Origin of the sequence: Acidimangrovimonas pyrenivorans (genome assembly GCF_042643245.1) — a bacterium.
Taxonomy (GTDB): Bacteria; Pseudomonadota; Alphaproteobacteria; order Rhodobacterales; family Rhodobacteraceae; genus Acidimangrovimonas; species Acidimangrovimonas pyrenivorans.
In genome coordinates this window covers 69417-84131 of sequence record NZ_JBHRSK010000011.1, presented here as the reverse complement: position 1 = coordinate 84131, position 14715 = coordinate 69417, and the positions used below count along the sequence as shown (strand labels likewise).

Annotated in this window: 16 protein-coding genes; 7 read left to right on the top strand and 9 right to left on the bottom strand. The window is 68.9% G+C overall.

What is annotated here, in order from left to right:
* Positions 1 to 166: 166 nt before the first annotated feature.
* Both ACFOES_RS14425 and trpS read right to left on the bottom strand, forming a co-directional pair.
* Positions 167 to 1249: a hypothetical protein gene (locus ACFOES_RS14425; protein WP_377834008.1), complete on the bottom strand. Its 1083-nt coding sequence runs from the start codon at positions 1247 to 1249 to the stop codon at positions 167 to 169.
* Positions 1250 to 1252: 3 nt separating this feature from the next.
* On the bottom strand, positions 1253 to 2308 hold the full coding sequence (gene trpS / locus ACFOES_RS14420; protein ID WP_377834007.1) for a tryptophan--tRNA ligase: 1056 nt from the start codon (positions 2306 to 2308) through the stop codon (positions 1253 to 1255).
* A gap of 98 nt (positions 2309 to 2406) precedes the next feature.
* Here trpS and ACFOES_RS14415 point away from each other — a divergent pair, with 98 nt between their 5' ends.
* The gene (locus tag ACFOES_RS14415; protein WP_377834006.1) at positions 2407 to 3093 is read left to right on the top strand and encodes a rhomboid family intramembrane serine protease; all 687 of its coding nucleotides are present in this window, start codon (positions 2407 to 2409) and stop codon (positions 3091 to 3093) included.
* An 18-nt stretch (positions 3094 to 3111) separates the two neighbouring features.
* On the opposite strand, the gene ACFOES_RS14410 is transcribed toward ACFOES_RS14415, so the two are convergent.
* Positions 3112 to 4092 (bottom strand): threonine ammonia-lyase, encoded by a 981-nt coding sequence (locus ACFOES_RS14410; RefSeq protein ID WP_377834005.1) that lies wholly within the window; start codon positions 4090 to 4092, stop codon positions 3112 to 3114.
* A gap of 134 nt (positions 4093 to 4226) precedes the next feature.
* On the opposite strand from ACFOES_RS14410, the gene ACFOES_RS14405 reads away from it, so the two are divergent.
* Complete coding sequence (locus ACFOES_RS14405) at positions 4227 to 4919, top strand: hypothetical protein (RefSeq protein ID WP_377834004.1); 693 nt, start codon at positions 4227 to 4229, stop codon at positions 4917 to 4919.
* Between the two features lie 156 nt (positions 4920 to 5075).
* Here the strand turns inward: ACFOES_RS14405 and ACFOES_RS14400 are convergent, their stop codons facing one another.
* Both ACFOES_RS14400 and ACFOES_RS14395 read right to left on the bottom strand, forming a co-directional pair.
* Complete coding sequence (locus ACFOES_RS14400) at positions 5076 to 5912, bottom strand: alpha/beta fold hydrolase (RefSeq protein WP_377834003.1); 837 nt, start codon at positions 5910 to 5912, stop codon at positions 5076 to 5078.
* Positions 5909 to 6595, bottom strand: a complete 687-nt coding sequence (locus ACFOES_RS14395; protein ID WP_377834002.1) for a haloacid dehalogenase type II — start codon at positions 6593 to 6595, stop codon at positions 5909 to 5911. The genes ACFOES_RS14400 and ACFOES_RS14395 overlap by 4 nt, the downstream gene beginning before the upstream one ends.
* A 181-nt stretch (positions 6596 to 6776) precedes the next feature.
* Here ACFOES_RS14395 and ACFOES_RS14390 point away from each other — a divergent pair, with 181 nt between their 5' ends.
* Entirely contained in the window at positions 6777 to 7205 is a 429-nt protein-coding gene (locus ACFOES_RS14390; RefSeq protein ID WP_377834001.1) for an FKBP-type peptidyl-prolyl cis-trans isomerase, read from the top strand.
* An 87-nt stretch (positions 7206 to 7292) separates the two neighbouring features.
* Positions 7293 to 7880 carry a hypothetical protein gene (locus tag ACFOES_RS14385; RefSeq protein WP_377834000.1) on the top strand — a complete coding sequence of 196 codons (588 nt, stop codon included), beginning with the start codon at positions 7293 to 7295 and terminating at the stop codon, positions 7878 to 7880.
* 314 nt (positions 7881 to 8194) lie between these two features.
* Here ACFOES_RS14385 and ACFOES_RS14380 read toward each other — a convergent pair whose 3' ends face one another.
* The 3 genes from ACFOES_RS14380 to fabA are packed head-to-tail and all read right to left on the bottom strand — an operon-like array spanning position 8195 to position 10775.
* Complete coding sequence (locus ACFOES_RS14380; protein ID WP_377833999.1) at positions 8195 to 8983, bottom strand: enoyl-ACP reductase FabI; 789 nt, start codon at positions 8981 to 8983, stop codon at positions 8195 to 8197.
* A 24-nt stretch (positions 8984 to 9007) separates the two neighbouring features.
* A complete protein-coding gene (gene fabB / locus ACFOES_RS14375; RefSeq protein WP_377833998.1) occupies positions 9008 to 10237 on the bottom strand; it encodes a beta-ketoacyl-ACP synthase I in 1230 nt (409 codons plus the stop codon).
* Positions 10238 to 10265: 28 nt separating this feature from the next.
* Positions 10266 to 10775, bottom strand: coding sequence for a bifunctional 3-hydroxydecanoyl-ACP dehydratase/trans-2-decenoyl-ACP isomerase (fabA, locus tag ACFOES_RS14370; RefSeq protein ID WP_377833997.1), 510 nt, complete (start codon positions 10773 to 10775; stop codon positions 10266 to 10268).
* Positions 10776 to 10959: 184 nt separating this feature from the next.
* Between fabA and irr the strand changes: the two genes are divergently transcribed.
* On the top strand, positions 10960 to 11376 hold the full coding sequence (gene irr / locus ACFOES_RS14365) for a Fur family transcriptional regulator Irr (RefSeq protein WP_377833996.1): 417 nt from the start codon (positions 10960 to 10962) through the stop codon (positions 11374 to 11376).
* Between the two features lie 182 nt (positions 11377 to 11558).
* On the opposite strand, the gene ACFOES_RS14360 is transcribed toward irr, so the two are convergent.
* Positions 11559 to 12422: a hypothetical protein gene (locus ACFOES_RS14360; RefSeq protein ID WP_377833995.1), complete on the bottom strand. Its 864-nt coding sequence runs from the start codon at positions 12420 to 12422 to the stop codon at positions 11559 to 11561.
* Positions 12423 to 12544: 122 nt separating this feature from the next.
* On the opposite strand from ACFOES_RS14360, the gene miaB reads away from it, so the two are divergent.
* Both miaB and ACFOES_RS14350 read left to right on the top strand, forming a co-directional pair.
* Complete coding sequence (gene miaB / locus ACFOES_RS14355) at positions 12545 to 13882, top strand: tRNA (N6-isopentenyl adenosine(37)-C2)-methylthiotransferase MiaB (protein WP_377833994.1); 1338 nt, start codon at positions 12545 to 12547, stop codon at positions 13880 to 13882.
* A 201-nt stretch (positions 13883 to 14083) separates the two neighbouring features.
* On the top strand, positions 14084 to 14707 hold the full coding sequence (locus ACFOES_RS14350) for an OmpA family protein (protein WP_377833993.1): 624 nt from the start codon (positions 14084 to 14086) through the stop codon (positions 14705 to 14707).
* The last annotated feature ends 8 nt before the right edge of the window (positions 14708 to 14715 follow it).

The window sequence follows — 14715 nt, the reverse complement described above, 5'->3', positions numbered from 1 at the left end:
GGCCGTTCGCCCAGGGGGGCGCTGCCCCCGTCGCCCAGGGGCGACTCCCCCGGAGTATTTTTCGCAAAGGTGAAATGCAGGATGCGCTTCTGCCTTCACCTGAGCGGAAATATCCCGGGGGGGGGGCCGGAACGGGCGGGGGCAGCGCCCCCAGCGCGTCTCCATCCTAGGTCCGCTGCCGGGCGCGGGCCCAGCGCCGCTGCCGGCGCAGGGCGGCGTGGCCGAGGGCATGGGCGATCAGGGTGCCGCCGGCCCAGATCAGGCCGAAGAGCCCGGCGATCAGGCCCAGGGCATGGGCCGAGAAGCGCAGCGTCGCGCGCAGGAAGCGGCTCTTGCCGAGCAGTTCGAGCCGGCCGACGGTCCTTTCCCCCAGCGCCTCGCTGGCCCGGGCCATGCGGCGGGCATCGGCGGGGCCGTCGATATAGCGCAGCAGGTGCAGGGTTTCGGTCGGGCTCAGCCTGGCGCCGATCCGGCCGAGATCGTCCAGCGTCTCGGCCAGCGGGCGCAGGACCCGCGGGTCGACCAGCGCGATCAGGTCGTCGCGGCCGCGGGCGGCGGGCAGGCGGGCCCAGTCGATCCCGGCCTCGACGCTGTGCAGCACGAAGCGGCCCAGCCGTTCGCTCACCAGCCCCATGCGATGCGCCAGCCGCAGCGTCCCGGCGCCCAGCTTGACCGAGACCGAGGAGCCGCCGCTGACCAGCACCAGCGCCGTCGCCCCCAGCCCGGCCAGCGACAGGCCGAGATTGAGCCGGTCGACCTGCGCTCCGGTAAGATAGTGCCAGCTCTCGCTGCCGACCCCGGCGATGTCGCCCAGCGGGGTCAGCACCATCGGCGCCTGGCAGATCAGCACGGCGGAAAGCTCGCAACTCGCGGCGTCGATGGCGCAGGCGGCGCATTTGCCGGCCGTGGCGCTCCAGCTGTGATCTTCGTCCCAGGCCGCCTGGCGGGCGGCGGCCAGATCGGCTGGCAGGGCGATGGCGCGGCGTTCGGCGACACCCTCGACCGCCGCGATCGCCAGCCAGTTGCGGGGCGTCTCGGCCAGCAGGGTGCGCAGCCGTGCGGTGACGTTCTCCGGCGTCGCCTCGGCCGCCATCATCAGGTTCGAGGCAGCGCGGATACCCTCGGCGCTGCGCGCCACCAGCGGCTGCAGCGCCGGGGTGCGCAGCACATCGCGGGCCGTCCAGACCAGCCCTGTCAGCGAGGCCAGCAGGACGAGCGTCAGGGCAACCCGTGCGAGCGCCCTGACCATCCCCTAGCGCCGGCGCGAGCGGATCATGCCGGTGATCTCGAGCGTCTTGTCGAGGATCGGCTGGGCGATCGCCTCGGCCTTGTCGGCGCCGTCGCCGAGGATGCGGTCGATCTCGGCCGGGTCGCTCATCAGCCGGGTCATCTCGCCCGAGATCGGCGCCAGCTTCTCGACCGCCAGCTCGGCCAGCGCCGGCTTGAAGGCGCCGAAGCCCTGGCCGGCATAGTCCGCGAGCACTTCCTCGACCGAGCTGCCGGAGAGGGCGGCGAAGATGTTGACCAGGTTGCGCGCCTCGGGCCGCTCGGCCAGCCCGTCGGGCGTGTCGGGCAGCACCTCGGGATCGGTGCGCGCCTTGCGGATCTTCTGGGCGATGGTATCGGCGTCGTCGGTCAGGTTGATCCGGCTCATGTCCGACGGGTCCGATTTCGACATCTTCTTCGAGCCGTCGCGCAGGCTCATCACCCGCGTCGCCGTGCCCTCGATCACCGGCTCGGTGATCGGGAAGAAATCGGTGCCGTAGTCGTGGTTGAACTTGGCCGCGATGTCGCGGGTCAGTTCAAGGTGCTGCTTCTGGTCCTCGCCCACCGGCACATGGGTGGCGTGGTAGACCAGGATGTCGGCGGCCATCAGCGACGGGTAGGCGAAGAGGCCGAGCGAGGCGTTCTCGGCATTCTTGCCGGCCGTCTTGTCCTTCCACTGCGTCATCCGGCCCATCCAGCCCATGCGGGCGACGCAGTTGAACACCCAGGCCAGCTCGGAATGGGCCGAGACCTGGCTCTGGTTGAACAGGATCGAGCGGCTCGGGTCGACGCCGGAGGCCATGAAGGCGGCAGCGGCCTCGCGGGTCTGGTGGCGCAGCTTTTCCGGCTCTTGCCAGACGGTGATCGCATGCAGGTCGACAAGGCAGTAGATCGTCTCGAACCCGTCGCCCTGCATCTCGGCGAAACGCTTGAGCGCGCCGAGATAGTTGCCAAGGGTCAGCCCGCCCGAGGGCTGGATGCCCGAGAACACCCGCGGCGTGAAGCGCGGGTCGACGCGAGGCGTTTGGACCGCATCGGTCATCGGTGATACTCCGTCTGGAAATTTCCGGCATCCTCGCTTATCTCCGGGGCCGCCGACCGTCAACCGAAGGCCGCCCGGCGCGGGCACAAGGAGTTCCCATGCATCACGATCACAACGCCCCGCCGTTCAATCCGCTGCCCTGGGTGGTGTGGCTGCTGGTGCTGCCGATCGTGGCGATGGAGGTGGTGTTCGGCCTCGGCGCCTCGGGCATCGCCGGCGGGCCGGCGGCCATCGGCTGGCGCAACGAGGCGGTGCAGTGGTTCGGCTTCAACTCGTCCTTCCTGCAATGGATGATCGAGAATGGCACCTTCCCGCCGGCCCTGCTGCTGCGCTTCGTCACCTATCCCTTCGTCCATGGCAGCGTGACCCATGCGGTCTTCGTCGCGGTCTTCCTGCTGGCGCTGGGCAAGTTCGTCGGCGAGGTGTTCCGGCCGCTGGCGGTGCTGGCGATCTTCTTTTGCTCGGCGATCGTCGGCGCGCTGGCCTTCGGGTTGCTGGCGGGGCCGTCGCAATGGCTGTTCGGCGGCTACCCGGCCGATTACGGGCTGATCGGGGCGTTCACTTTCCTGCTATGGACCAGGCTGGGCGAGACCGGGCAGAACCAGTATGGCGCCTTCTCGCTGATCGGCTTCCTGATGGGGATCCAGCTGATCTTCGGCGTCTTCTTCGGCAGCCGCCCCGACTGGATCGCCGACCTCGCCGGCTTCTTCACCGGCTTCGCCCTGTCCTTCCTCGTCGGCCCCGGCGGCTGGCAGCGCGCGCTGGCGCATCTGCGCCAGCGTTAGAGGCGCTACGGGGAGGCGTCACGGCGTCCCGAACCGCTCCAGCGCCGTGCGGTAGAGATCGGCGTCGACATTGCCGCCGGTCGCCACCGCGATCACCGTGTCGCCCTGCAACTGGTCGGGCCGGAACAGCGCCGCCGCCAGTGCCACGGCGCCGCCCGGCTCGATGACGATCTTCAGCCGCAGGAAGGCCAGCGCCATCGCCCGCAGCGCCTCGTCGTCGCTGACCGCCAGCCCCGGGCCACAGAGCCGCGACAGGATCGGAAAGGTGAGCTGGCCCGGCTCCGGCGTGACGATCGCGTCGCAGAGCGAGCCCGCCATGCGCGGGTTGCGCAGGATCTCGCCCGCCGCCAGCGACCGTGCCGTGTCGTCGAAGCCCTCCGGCTCGCAGGGCCGCACCTTCAGCCCCGGCGCCCGCGCCTCCAGCGCTAGCGCGATGCCCGAGGTCAGCCCGCCACCACCGCAGGGCACCAGCACCGTGCCCCCGGTCACGCCCTGCTCGGCGGCCTGTTCGGCGATCTCCAGCCCGCAGGTGCCCTGGCCGGCGATCACCTGCGGCTCGTCATAGGGCCTGATCAGGGTCAGCCCGCGTTCTTCGGCCAGCCGCGCCCCGATCGCCTCGCGGCTCTCGTTGGCGCGGTCGTAGAGCACGACTTCGGCGCCCAGGGTCCGGGTGTTGTCGACCTTCAGCCTGGGCGCGTCGGACGGCATGATGATGACGGCCGGCACCCCGTGTTGCCGGGCGGCATAGGCAACGCCCTGGGCGTGGTTGCCGCTGGAATAGGCGATGACGCCGCGCGCCCGCACCTCCGGCGCCAGCGCCGAGACCGCCGACCAGCCGCCGCGGAACTTGAACGAGCCGGTATGCTGCAGGCATTCCGCCTTCACCAGCACCCGGCGCCCGGCGATCTCGTCGAGGAAGGGCGAAGAGAGCAGCGGCGTGCGCCGGGCATGGCCCTTCAGGCGGGCGGCGGCGGCGTCGATCATCGAAATGTCGGTCATGGTGGGCTCCCTGTGGCGGCAGCTTCCGATCTAGCGCGGGCGCGGGCGGCGGAACAGTCCCCTTGGCGCCGGCCCGGGCGGTTAACCGGTCCTTAAGGACGCTGCCGGCAGGTTTGGCCGGAAAGGAGGCGGCGATGTCCGGCAGGGGGGCTGTGCTGGTTTGCGCGGCGCTGGCATGCGCCGCGACCGGGGGCGCTGCGCCGGCCCGTGCCGGCGCCTGGCCACGCGCGCCGGGGCATTTCTTCCTCTCGACCGCCGTGACCGGCTGGCGCGACAGTCGTGGCGTGGAGGCGCGCGGCGAGCTGTTCCTCGAATACGGGCTGAAGGACGGCTGGACGCTCGGCCTGGAATCGGAACTCGGCGCTTCCGGCGGCGGCGACGTCTTCGTCGGCGCCTATCGCATGGCGCCGTGGAGCAGCGGCCGGGACAAGCTGCGCTGGGGGCTGGCGCTGGGCCGGCGCCGAGTGCCGGGCGGCGGCACGGTGACCATCCTGCGCCCGGCCCTTGCCTGGGGCCGCGGTTTCGGCGCCGGGCGGCTGCCCTGGCCGGGCTGGGAACAGGTCGAGCTGCAGGCAGAGCTCTGGCCCGCCACCTGGCAGATCGCGCCCAAGATCGAGGTCACGCTCGGCGTCAAGCCCTCGGACCGCTGGGCGGCGATGCTGCAGGTCCGCGCCGACGCCTATCCCGGCGCGCCGCGCAAGCTGCGCCTCGTCCCCGGCCTGATCCGCCGCCTCGGCCGCCACGCCCGGCTGGCGATCTCGCCGGGGATGACCATTATTGGCGGCCACGACGCCGATCTCAAGCTGGCGGTCTGGACGGAATTCTGAGGTCGCGCGCCATTCCCGACGGTGCGAAGGCGGAGGGGACGGGAGCCTCCGGCGGGGATATTTGTCGTGAAGATGAAAGGGCGGCCTGCTTTCATCTTCACTCAAATATCCCCCGCGGAGCGTCCTCGGTCCGTCCGCGGTGCAGGCGTCGGGCTGTCAGGCGCCCAGCCTGTCCAGGAAGGCGCGGATCAGCCCGAGCGACTCCGGTTCGTCGAGGAACGGGACATGGCCGCGATCGGGGACTTCGGCGAACAGCATGTCGGGCCGGCGACGGCGCATCTCGGCCACGGTCTCGGGCGACAGCAGGTCGGAATTGGCGCCGCGGAGGAGGGCGAGCGGCAGGCCCTCGGCGGCGTCGAACAGCGGCCAGAGATCGGGGTCGGGGCCTTCCATCGCCGCGGCGACGGCGTCGCGCAGCGCCGGATCGTAGGTGATGCGCAGCCCGTCGGGCGTCTCGCGGTAATGCAGGCTCACCTCTTCCTGCCAGCGGCTGGCCGGGACGTTGGCGAAATCGGGCAGGCTCGAGGGCATGGCGGCGGCGAGCTGGGCCAGCGACTTGGCGCCGGGGTTGCGGCCGACATAGGTGAAGATGCGCTCCAGCGCCTTGCGTTCGACCACCGGGCCGACATCGTTGAGGCAAATCCCGGTCAGCCGGTCCTTGGCGGTGGCGGCGAGGAACATGGCGAGGATGCCGCCGCGCGAGGTGCCCAGGATTGCCGTCCGTGCGACGCCGAGATGGTCGAGCAGGTTAAGCGCGTCCTGCGCCTCGCGCGGCACCGTGTAGCTCTCGGCCCCGGTGAAGGCGGAGGCGCCGCGGCCGCGGTAATCCATCCGGATCAGGCGGCAGGGCGACAGATGCGGCCTGAGGTAGTCGAAATCGCCCATCGTCCGGGTCAGGCCGGAGAGGCAGAGCAGGGTGGGGCCGCCGCTGCCGATCTGGTCGTCGGCATAGGCGAGGCGGGCGCCGTCATCGGCGGTGAAATACGCGGTCATAGCTTGGCGGCGAGGTCCGGGATCGTGGTCAGGTCGGGCAGGATGGTGTCGGGCGTCCACGGTAGCTGGTCGATCGGCTGGCCGGAGCGGTTGACCCAGGCGGTGGCGAAGCCGTAGCCGGCGGCGGCGGCCGCGTCCCATCCGTTCGACGAGACGAAGAGCACCTCTTCCGGCTTGGTGCGGAAGCGCTTGCCGACGAGGTCGTAGACCTTGCGGTTGGGCTTGAACACGCCGCAGCTTTCGACCGACAGCACGTCGTCGAGGACGTCGCCGATCCCGGCCGAGTCGACCGCCGCCTTGAGCATCCCCGGGGCGCCGTTCGACAGGATCGCGGTGGCGAAGCCCTCGGCCTTCAGCGTCGTCAGCATTTCCGGCACTTCGTCATAGGCCTGCAGCTCGGCATAAAGCGCCATCAGCCGTTCGCGCAGCCGCTTGTCGTCCAGCCCGGCAGCCTCCATCGCCCAGTCGAGCCCGTCGCCGGTGACCTGCCAGAAATCGGCATGCACCCCGGTGATCGCCCGCAGCCAGCTGTATTCCAGCTGCTTGCGGCGCCAGTCCTCGGCCAGCTTGGGCCAGATATCGACAAGCGCCGCGTTCTCGGGCTCGGCCGCGGCCTGGCGGGCGGCGGCGGCAACGTCGAACAGGGTGCCGTAGGCGTCGAAGACGCAGGTGGTGATGCTCATGGTTTGTCCTCCCGGCCGCACAGTGGCACAGCGCGGACGTCGCGAAAAGGCCCGGCGCGGCGGCGGCGCGGGGGTTTACATCCGCGCGCGGGCGCGTCAGGCTTGGCGCTCACCCAGAGTACCTGCGCGAAGAAGGGCGCAGCCTCGGAAACTCCCCCAAGATAACCGAAAGTGAGAGGCGATGACCCAGGTCAAACCCGGCGACACCGTGCGCATCCATTATACCGGCACCCTGGCCGACGGGACGGTCTTCGACAGTTCCGAGGGCCGCGACCCGCTCGAATTCACCGTCGGTGCCGGCCAGATCATCCCCGGTCTCGACCGCGCGCTGCCCGGCATGACCGCGGGCGAGGAAAAGACCGTGACCGTCGCTGCCGCCGAGGCCTATGGCGAGGCCGATCCGAACGCCCGCCAGGCCGTGCCGCGCAGCCAGGTGCCCGAGAACCTGCCGCTCGATCTCGGCACCGTGCTCGAACTGACCACCCCCGAGGGCCAGAAAATGCCGGTGACCGTGGTCGAGGTGACCGAAGAGGCGGTGGTGCTGGACGCCAACCACCCGCTTGCCGGCCGCGACCTGACCTTCGCCTTCGCGCTGGTCGAGATCGTCTGAGCCGCGCCATCCGGTCGCTCCGGCGATCACCCTTGGCTGACGGGCCGCTTCGTGTTGTTCTGACCGCTCAACAGCACGGAGCGGCCGATGACCTCCCCCCTTGACCGGCTGGCCGAGCGTGTCCGCGAGATGCAGGACGCGCTCGAGGCCGAAATCGAAGACAAGCGGCGCGAGTTCCGCTACCGGGTCGAGCGCGGCCGGGTGGTGTTCGAGGCCGAGGTCCGCGCCCGTCACCGCGCGGCGCGCGAGAAGCTCTCCAGCTTCCTGGCGCGCACCCGGCCGCTGGTCGTGCTGACCGCGCCGGTGATCTATGCCCTGATCGTGCCCTTCGCGCTGCTCGACCTTTTCGTCGTGCTCTACCAGGCCATCTGTTTCCCGGTCTACGGTATCCCCAAGGTGCCGCGGCGCGATTACGTCGTGATCGACCGCCAGAGCCTCGCCTATCTCAACGGGCTGCAGAAGCTGAACTGCATCTATTGCGGCTATGCCAACGGCGTCATCGCCTGGGTGCGCGAGGTGGCGGCGCGGACCGAGGCCTATTGGTGCCCGATCAAGCATGCCCGGCGGCTGGCCGAGCCGCATAGGCATTACCCGCATTTCGTCGATTTCGGCGACGAGCGCGCGTTCCAGAGGCGCGTCGAGGAGCAGCGCGCGGCGTTGCGGGAGAAGGAGTAGCCGGGCGAGGGCGCAAACCGACGTTGACCCCTGCAGGGAGCTTCGACAAGAGCGTCCCTGGCCCGGAATCAAGGGCGCAAGCCCGCCGTTGCGCGCCCTCCCTCTCCCTTGGGAAGGCGCCTTGGCGATGTCTTGCGCGGTTCAGAGGGCGTTCGGGGCTTTCGGGACAAAGTGCCGACCGCGAACGCCGCGAGCGCCCACCCGAGGGAGGGCGCGGCCCTCTGTCGCGTCAGGCCCAAAACCCGCTTCGTCCGCAGGGCGCATAGGGAAGCGGCCCGCTATCACAGCCCGGAGGGACGCCGTCTTGGCGCCCCTTACAGGTTCTCCGATTGCGGCATGCCCAGCACGTGATAGCCGCTGTCGACCCGGACGATCTCGCCCGTGGTGCAGGCGCCGTAATCCGAGGCGAGGTAGACCGCGGTGCCGCCGACCGCCTCGAGCGTGGCATTGGCGCGCAGCGGCGCATTGGCCTCGGTGTGGCGGAAGGTCTTGCGCGCGCCGCCGATCGCGGCGCCGGCCAGCGTCTTCATCGGGCCCGGCGAGATCGCGTTGACGCGGATGCCGTCGGGGCCGAGGTCGTTGGCGAGATAGCGCACCGAGCTTTCCAGCGCCGCCTTGGCCACGCCCATGACGTTGTAGAACGGCGTCACCCGGTTCGAGCCCTGGTAGGTCAGGGTCAGCAGCGTGCCGCCGTTCGGCATCAGCGCGGCGGCGCGGCGCGAGACGTCGATGAAGGAATAGCAGGAGATGCAGAGCGAGTTCTTGAAGTTCTCGCGCGAGGTGTCGGTGAAGCGGCCGGTCAGCTCGTTCTTGTCCGAATAGGCGATGGCGTGGACGAGGAAGTCGAGTGTGCCCCATTCGTTCTTGAGCCGCTCGAACGCGGCGTCGAGCGAATCGTCGTCCATGACGTCGACATCGACCAGGAGCGACGAGCCCAGGCTCTGCGCCAGCGGTTCGACCCGCTTGCCGAACGCCTCGCCCTGATAGGAGAAGGCCAGCTCCGCCCCTTCGGCGGCCATGGCGCGGGCAATGCCCCAGGCGATCGAGCGATCGTTGGCGACGCCCATGATCAGCCCGCGTTTGCCCTTCATCAGTTCGGCCATGTCGAACCCCTTGCTTGCTTCTGCTTATTCGTCAAAGCGGCTGAAGATCAGCGACGCGTTGGTGCCGCCGAAGCCGAAGCTGTTCGACAGGACCGAATCCAGTTCCACCCCTTCGCGCAGGGTGGTGGCGATCTCTTCGGGCTTCAGCTTCGGATCGAGCTCGGTCACGTTGGCCGAGGCGGCGATGAAGTTGCCCTGCATCATGATCAGCGAATAGATCGCCTCGTGCACGCCGGTGGCGCCCAGGCTGTGGCCGGTCAGCGACTTGGTCGAAGAGATCGGCGGCGTGTTGCCCTCGCCGAAGATGTTCCGCACCGCTTCCACCTCGCCGATATCGCCGACCGGGGTCGAGGTGCCGTGGGCGTTGATGTAGTCGATGCTGCGGCCTTCCGGCAGGGTCGCCAGCGCGACGCGCATCGCCCGCTCGCCGCCCTCGCCCGAGGGCTGGACCATGTCATAGCCGTCCGAGGTGGCGCCGTAGCCCGTCACCTCGGCATAGATCTTGGCGCCGCGCGCCTTGGCGTGCTCGAGTTCTTCCAGCACCACCACGCCGCCGCCGCCGGCGATGACGAAGCCGTCGCGGGTGGCGTCGTAGGGGCGCGAGGCGGTCTGAGGCGTGTCGTTGTATTTCGAGCTCATCGCGCCCATGGCGTCGAACAGGCAGGACAGGGTCCAGTCCAGTTCTTCGCCGCCGCCGGCGAAGACGATGTCCTGCTTGCCCATCTGGATCTGCTCGACCCCGTTGCCGATGCAATGGGCGCTGGTCGAGCAGGCCGAGGTGATCGAGTAGTTGACGCCCTTGATCTTGAACGGCGTCGCCAGGCAGGCCGAGTTGGTCGAGCTCATGCAGCGGGTGACCATGAACGGGCCCATCCGCTTGGGCGAGCCCTTCTCGATCACCGTGTTATGGGCGAGGAAGAAGTTCGAGGTCGACGGTCCGCCCGAGCCCATCACCAGGCCGCTGCGCTCGTTCGAGACGTCGCTCTCCTCGAGCCCGGCATCGGCGATCGCCTGCTCCATGGCGATGAAGTTGTAGGCCGCACCCGGCCCCATGAAGCGCAGGTTGCGCTTGTCGATATGGTCCTCGACCTTGATCTGGGGCTGGCCCTTCACCTGGCTGCGGAAGCCGTGCTCGGCATAGTCCTCGGCGAAGATGATCCCCGAGCGACCGGCGCGCAGGCTGGCCTCGACCTCGGCAGCGTTGTTTCCGATCGGCGAGACAATGCCGATCCCGGTGACGACGACACGGCGCATGGTTGCTCTCCTCGTGATGTTCGCGGGGTCAGCCGGCGACGGCCAGGCCGACCTTCATGTCCTTGACCTGATATATCACCTCGCCGTCGGCCTCGACGCGGCCGTCCGCCACGCCCATCTTCAGCTTGCGGTCGATGACGCGCGTGAAGTCGACGTAATAGGTGATCATCGTGCGGTCCGGCCGCACCATGCCCTGCAGCTTGACCTCGCCGACGCCGAGCGCGAAGCCCTGGCCCTGCCAGCCGCGCCAGCCGAGGTTGAAGCCGGTCAGCTGCCACAGGCCGTCGAGGCCGAGGCAGCCGGGCATGACCGGGTTACCGGGAAAGTGGCATTCGAAGAACCACAGATCCGGGGTGATGTCGAACTCGGCCACCACATGACCCTTGCCATGGGCGCCGCGATCGGCCGAGATATCGGTGATGCGGTCCATCATCAGCATCGGCGGCAGGGGCAGCTGGGCATTGCCCGGGCCGAACAATTCGCCCCGCGCGCATTTCAGCAGCTGCTCCTTGTCGAAGCTCGTCGGATATTCCGCCATTCGGCCTTGCCCCCGTTATGGATACATCCCGTCCCTCTACCACCCGCAACCGAGCGCATGCAAGCAAGCAAGGGCGCCGGATGGGGCGCGGCCGGCCCGTCGGGGCGTTTCGACGGTGATTTCTATTTGAAAACACCCCGCCCGGCCTCCTATATTGCCGGATCAGGAAAGGGAGAGCTAGCGGATGACCCCGATCGCCACCGCGCGCGGCGCGAAATGGCTGGCGCAGGCCGGCCTGCGCCCGACCCGTCAGCGCCTGTCGCTGGCGGCGTTGCTGATCGGCGACGGCCAGAATCGCCACGTCACCGCCGAAAGCCTGTACGCCGCCGCCCGCGCGGCGGGAGAGAAGGTGTCGCTGGCGACGGTCTACAACACCCTGCGCGCCTTCTGCGATGTCGGGCTGATGGCCGAGATCACCGTCGACGGCAACAAGAGCCATTTCGACACCCGCACCGACGACCATCCCCATTTCTACTGGGAAGACGACAACCGGCTGAGCGACGCGCCGGCCGACGAGCTGCGGATCACCGGCCTGCCCGAGGCGCCCGAGGGCACCGAGATCGCCCATGTCAACGTGGTGATCCGGCTCAAGCGGGTCTGACCGCTTCCCATTCTTGATCCGGATGCAGGCCAGGGGCGCTGCCCCGTCGCCAGTTCGCCCGGACCAATGGCGCAGGGTTGGCGAACCCGGGACATTTTCGTGACGATGAAAGACAGGCGGCGCCCCTCCATTTCACCTTTGCGCAAATACTCCGGGGGCAGCGCCCCCTTGCCGGCTTCACCTCAGAACCACTGCCCCGGCTCCATCAGCCCCAGGTCCATCAACTGCTGCGAGTGCCAGGCGAAGGGTACCGAGTTGCGCCACTTGAAGCTGGGGATGTCGAAGGTCGATCCGGGGTTGCTCTTCAGCGCCTTGGCGGTGCGGAACGAGACGATGGCGGCGGTGATGTTGTGGTGCCAGGGGCAGGAATAGGTGTTGTATTCCTCGTCGTTGAAGGTGTGGTCGTCGCGCAGCTGCAGCCCCGGCTTGGCCCGGAACAGCGCGATCCGGTCGATCTTGCGCCGCGTTTTCGGGATGTGTTCCTCGAAGCGCCAGCGCAGCCCGCCGAAGAAATCCAGCTGGCGCTCCTTGGGCTGGCCGCGGGCGTCGGCGCGGGCGAGGGCGTAATAGCCGGTGCGGTCGAGCAGGGCGGCGTCGAGGTCGACCGCGTCGGGATGGCGCGACAGGTCGCCGGCATAGAGGTCGATGACATAGGTCAGCACCGCGTCGCGGCGCTCTTCGGCGTGGAAGGCCAGCATCTCGCGGATGTTGCGGGTCTCGCAGAAGGGGTGGAACAGGTATTCGGCGTTGTAGCAGTAATACATCCACAGCCCCGGCGCCGCGGCGATGATCCGGTTGACCGCCGCGGGCACCGCGCCCTCGCGGTGCAGGTCGTAGCGGATGCGGTAGACGCCGTCCGACAGGTGGAGGGCGAAATCGACGCCCGGCGCGGTGAAGACCAGCACCGAGCGGAAGCCGGCGTCGAGATGGTGGCGCACGGTGCTGCTCACCTCGACCCGGTCCTCGGCGAAGATCATCGCCACCGGCCCCGCGGCCAGCGCATCGCGCCCCCTGGCCAGGAAATCGCTCAATCCGTCGTAGGTCACCGTGGCCCTGCCTGTTCTTGCCCCGCGCGCAGAATCCGCCAGCCGGCGCGGCATTGCAAGCGTTGCGGTCGGGCGCCAGTTTGGATAGGAACGCGGCTTGCATCACCACGAGGCTTGGACCGATGGCCGATCACGACACGGCGCCGAAGAAGCTCTTCATCAAGACCTACGGCTGCCAGATGAACGTCTATGACAGCGAGCGCATGGCAGAGGCGCTGGGCGCGCAGGGCTACGTCACGACCGAGCAGGCCGACGAGGCCGACATGGTGCTGCTCAACACCTGTCACATCCGCGAGAAGGCGGCCGAGAAGGTCTATTCCGATCTCGGGCGGCTGCGTCCCTTGAAGGAGGCCAAGCCCGAGCTCAAGATCGGCGTCGCCGGCTGCGTCGCCCAGGCCGAGGGCGCGGAGATCCTGCGCCGGATGCCGCTGGTCGACCTGGTGGTCGGGCCGCAGAGCTATCACCGCCTGCCCGAGATGACGAAGGCCGCCGAGGCCGGCGAGAAGACGGTCGACACCGATTTCCCGCTCGAGGACAAGTTCGACCACCTCGCCCGGCGGCCCAAGGCGGCGCGCGGGCCGACCGCCTTCCTGACCGTGCAGGAGGGCTGCGACAAGTTCTGCGCCTTCTGCGTCGTGCCCTATACCCGCGGCGCCGAGGTCAGCCGGCCGGTCGACCGGGTGCTGGCCGAGGCCCGCGACCTGGTCGAGCGCGGCGTGCGCGAGATCACCCTGCTGGGTCAGAACGTCAACGCCTATCACGGCGCCGGGGAAGGCGGCGACTGGGGCCTGGGCCGGCTGGCGCGCGAACTGGCCAAGATCGACGGGCTCGACCGCATCCGCTACACCACCTCGCATCCCAACGACATGGATGACGAATTGATCGCCGCCCATGGCGAGCTGCCCGAGCTGATGCCCTACCTGCATCTGCCGGTGCAGTCGGGCAGCGACCGCATCCTCAAGGCGATGAACCGCAAGCATACCGCCGAGCAATACCTGCGGCTGGTCGAGCGCATCCGCGCCGCCCGGCCCGACCTGGTCCTGACCTCGGATTTCATCGTCGGCTTCCCGGGCGAGACCGACGAAGATTTCGAGGCAACGATGCAGCTGGTCGAGGCGGTGGGCTACGGCATGGCCTATTCGTTCAAGTATTCGGCCCGGCCGGGCACCCCGGCGGCGGAGAAAGCGGCGGTGGCGGCCGAGGTGGCGGATGAAAGGCTGCAACGGCTGCAGGCGCTGTTGACGCAGCAGCAGCGGCAGGTTCAGGATGACATGGTCGGCCGCGAGGTCTCGGTCCTGTTCGAGAAGCCGGGCCGGCTCGAGGGGCAGATGGTCGGGAAATCCGAGCATCTCCATGCGGTTCACGTCCGCCACCCGGCGGCGCGACCCGGCGTGATCGGCCGGGTCAGAATCACGGGCTCGGCACCGAACTCGCTCGCCGGGGACTGGGTGGACGGCTGAGGCGCGGCGGGGCCGCGTCGTCGCGGCGCGGACAGTTCCGGAGTCGCGGGTACACTGTTGATCCGTGAGACACAATATTTGGGGATTCGCCCTTCACAGATCCCCAAAATTTGCTAGACTCAAACATATAGAGTGTGTGACCTTTTCCTGAAGGGGCGATATCGCGAGCCCCGATGGGTTCTGGCAGGGGGCTAGGGAGCGATGTATTCCAAGATCATTCGGGCCGGCATGGGCGGCGCAGCCGCGGCCATGCTGGCAATGACCATTTCGGCCGGGGCGGCGGCGGCTGGCGGCACGCCCGGCACTGCGACCGGATCGGTGCCGAAGGGCACGGTCTCGCAGGCGGCCAAGCCGGAAACGCGGACGGGCGAGATTTACCAGCCGACGATCTGGATCGACCCGGACGGCTGCGAGCACTGGGCGATGGATGACGGTGCCGAGGGCTACATGGACATCCGCCTCGACCGCGACGGCAAGCCGATCTGCCACCGTGGCAAGACCTGCGCGGTGATGAATTCCGATCAGCTCTTCGCCACCGACAAGGCGTCGATCAGCGCCGAGGGCAAGCGCAAGCTGCGCTATTTCTTCACCCATGCCGGGGCGTTCTCCTATGCCATCAACGGCCATACCGACAGCCGCGCCAGCGACGCCTACAACATGGACCTGTCCAAGCGCCGGGCCGAGTCGGTGGCCAAGGTCGCGCGCTCGGTCGGCGCCCGGGTCGCCTCGGTGCGCTGGTATGGCGAACGGATGCCGATCGCCTCGAACAAGACGGCCGCGGGCATGCGCCTGAACCGGCGCGTCGAAATCGAATGCATCCGCTGAGGGGGGCT

Excerpts from the sequence above, each read along its gene's own strand:
- ACFOES_RS14380 (WP_377833999.1), bottom strand. The coding sequence starts at position 8,983 with ATGGCCGAACTGATGAAGGGCAAACGCGGGCTGATCATGGGCGTCGCC.
- ACFOES_RS14350 (WP_377833993.1), top strand. The coding sequence starts at position 14,084 with ATGTATTCCAAGATCATTCGGGCCGGCATGGGCGGCGCAGCCGCGGCC.
- irr (WP_377833996.1), top strand. The coding sequence starts at position 10,960 with ATGACCCCGATCGCCACCGCGCGCGGCGCGAAATGGCTGGCGCAGGCC.
- ACFOES_RS14405 (WP_377834004.1), top strand. The coding sequence starts at position 4,227 with ATGTCCGGCAGGGGGGCTGTGCTGGTTTGCGCGGCGCTGGCATGCGCC.
- ACFOES_RS14400 (WP_377834003.1), bottom strand. The coding sequence starts at position 5,912 with ATGACCGCGTATTTCACCGCCGATGACGGCGCCCGCCTCGCCTATGCC.
- ACFOES_RS14395 (WP_377834002.1), bottom strand. The coding sequence starts at position 6,595 with ATGAGCATCACCACCTGCGTCTTCGACGCCTACGGCACCCTGTTCGAC.
- fabB (WP_377833998.1), bottom strand. The coding sequence starts at position 10,237 with ATGCGCCGTGTCGTCGTCACCGGGATCGGCATTGTCTCGCCGATCGGA.
- miaB (WP_377833994.1), top strand. The coding sequence starts at position 12,545 with ATGGCCGATCACGACACGGCGCCGAAGAAGCTCTTCATCAAGACCTAC.
- fabA (WP_377833997.1), bottom strand. The coding sequence starts at position 10,775 with ATGGCGGAATATCCGACGAGCTTCGACAAGGAGCAGCTGCTGAAATGC.
- ACFOES_RS14425 (WP_377834008.1), bottom strand. The coding sequence starts at position 1,249 with ATGGTCAGGGCGCTCGCACGGGTTGCCCTGACGCTCGTCCTGCTGGCC.
- ACFOES_RS14390 (WP_377834001.1), top strand. The coding sequence starts at position 6,777 with ATGACCCAGGTCAAACCCGGCGACACCGTGCGCATCCATTATACCGGC.
- ACFOES_RS14385 (WP_377834000.1), top strand. The coding sequence starts at position 7,293 with ATGACCTCCCCCCTTGACCGGCTGGCCGAGCGTGTCCGCGAGATGCAG.
- ACFOES_RS14415 (WP_377834006.1), top strand. The coding sequence starts at position 2,407 with ATGCATCACGATCACAACGCCCCGCCGTTCAATCCGCTGCCCTGGGTG.
- ACFOES_RS14410 (WP_377834005.1), bottom strand. The coding sequence starts at position 4,092 with ATGACCGACATTTCGATGATCGACGCCGCCGCCGCCCGCCTGAAGGGC.
- trpS (WP_377834007.1), bottom strand. The coding sequence starts at position 2,308 with ATGACCGATGCGGTCCAAACGCCTCGCGTCGACCCGCGCTTCACGCCG.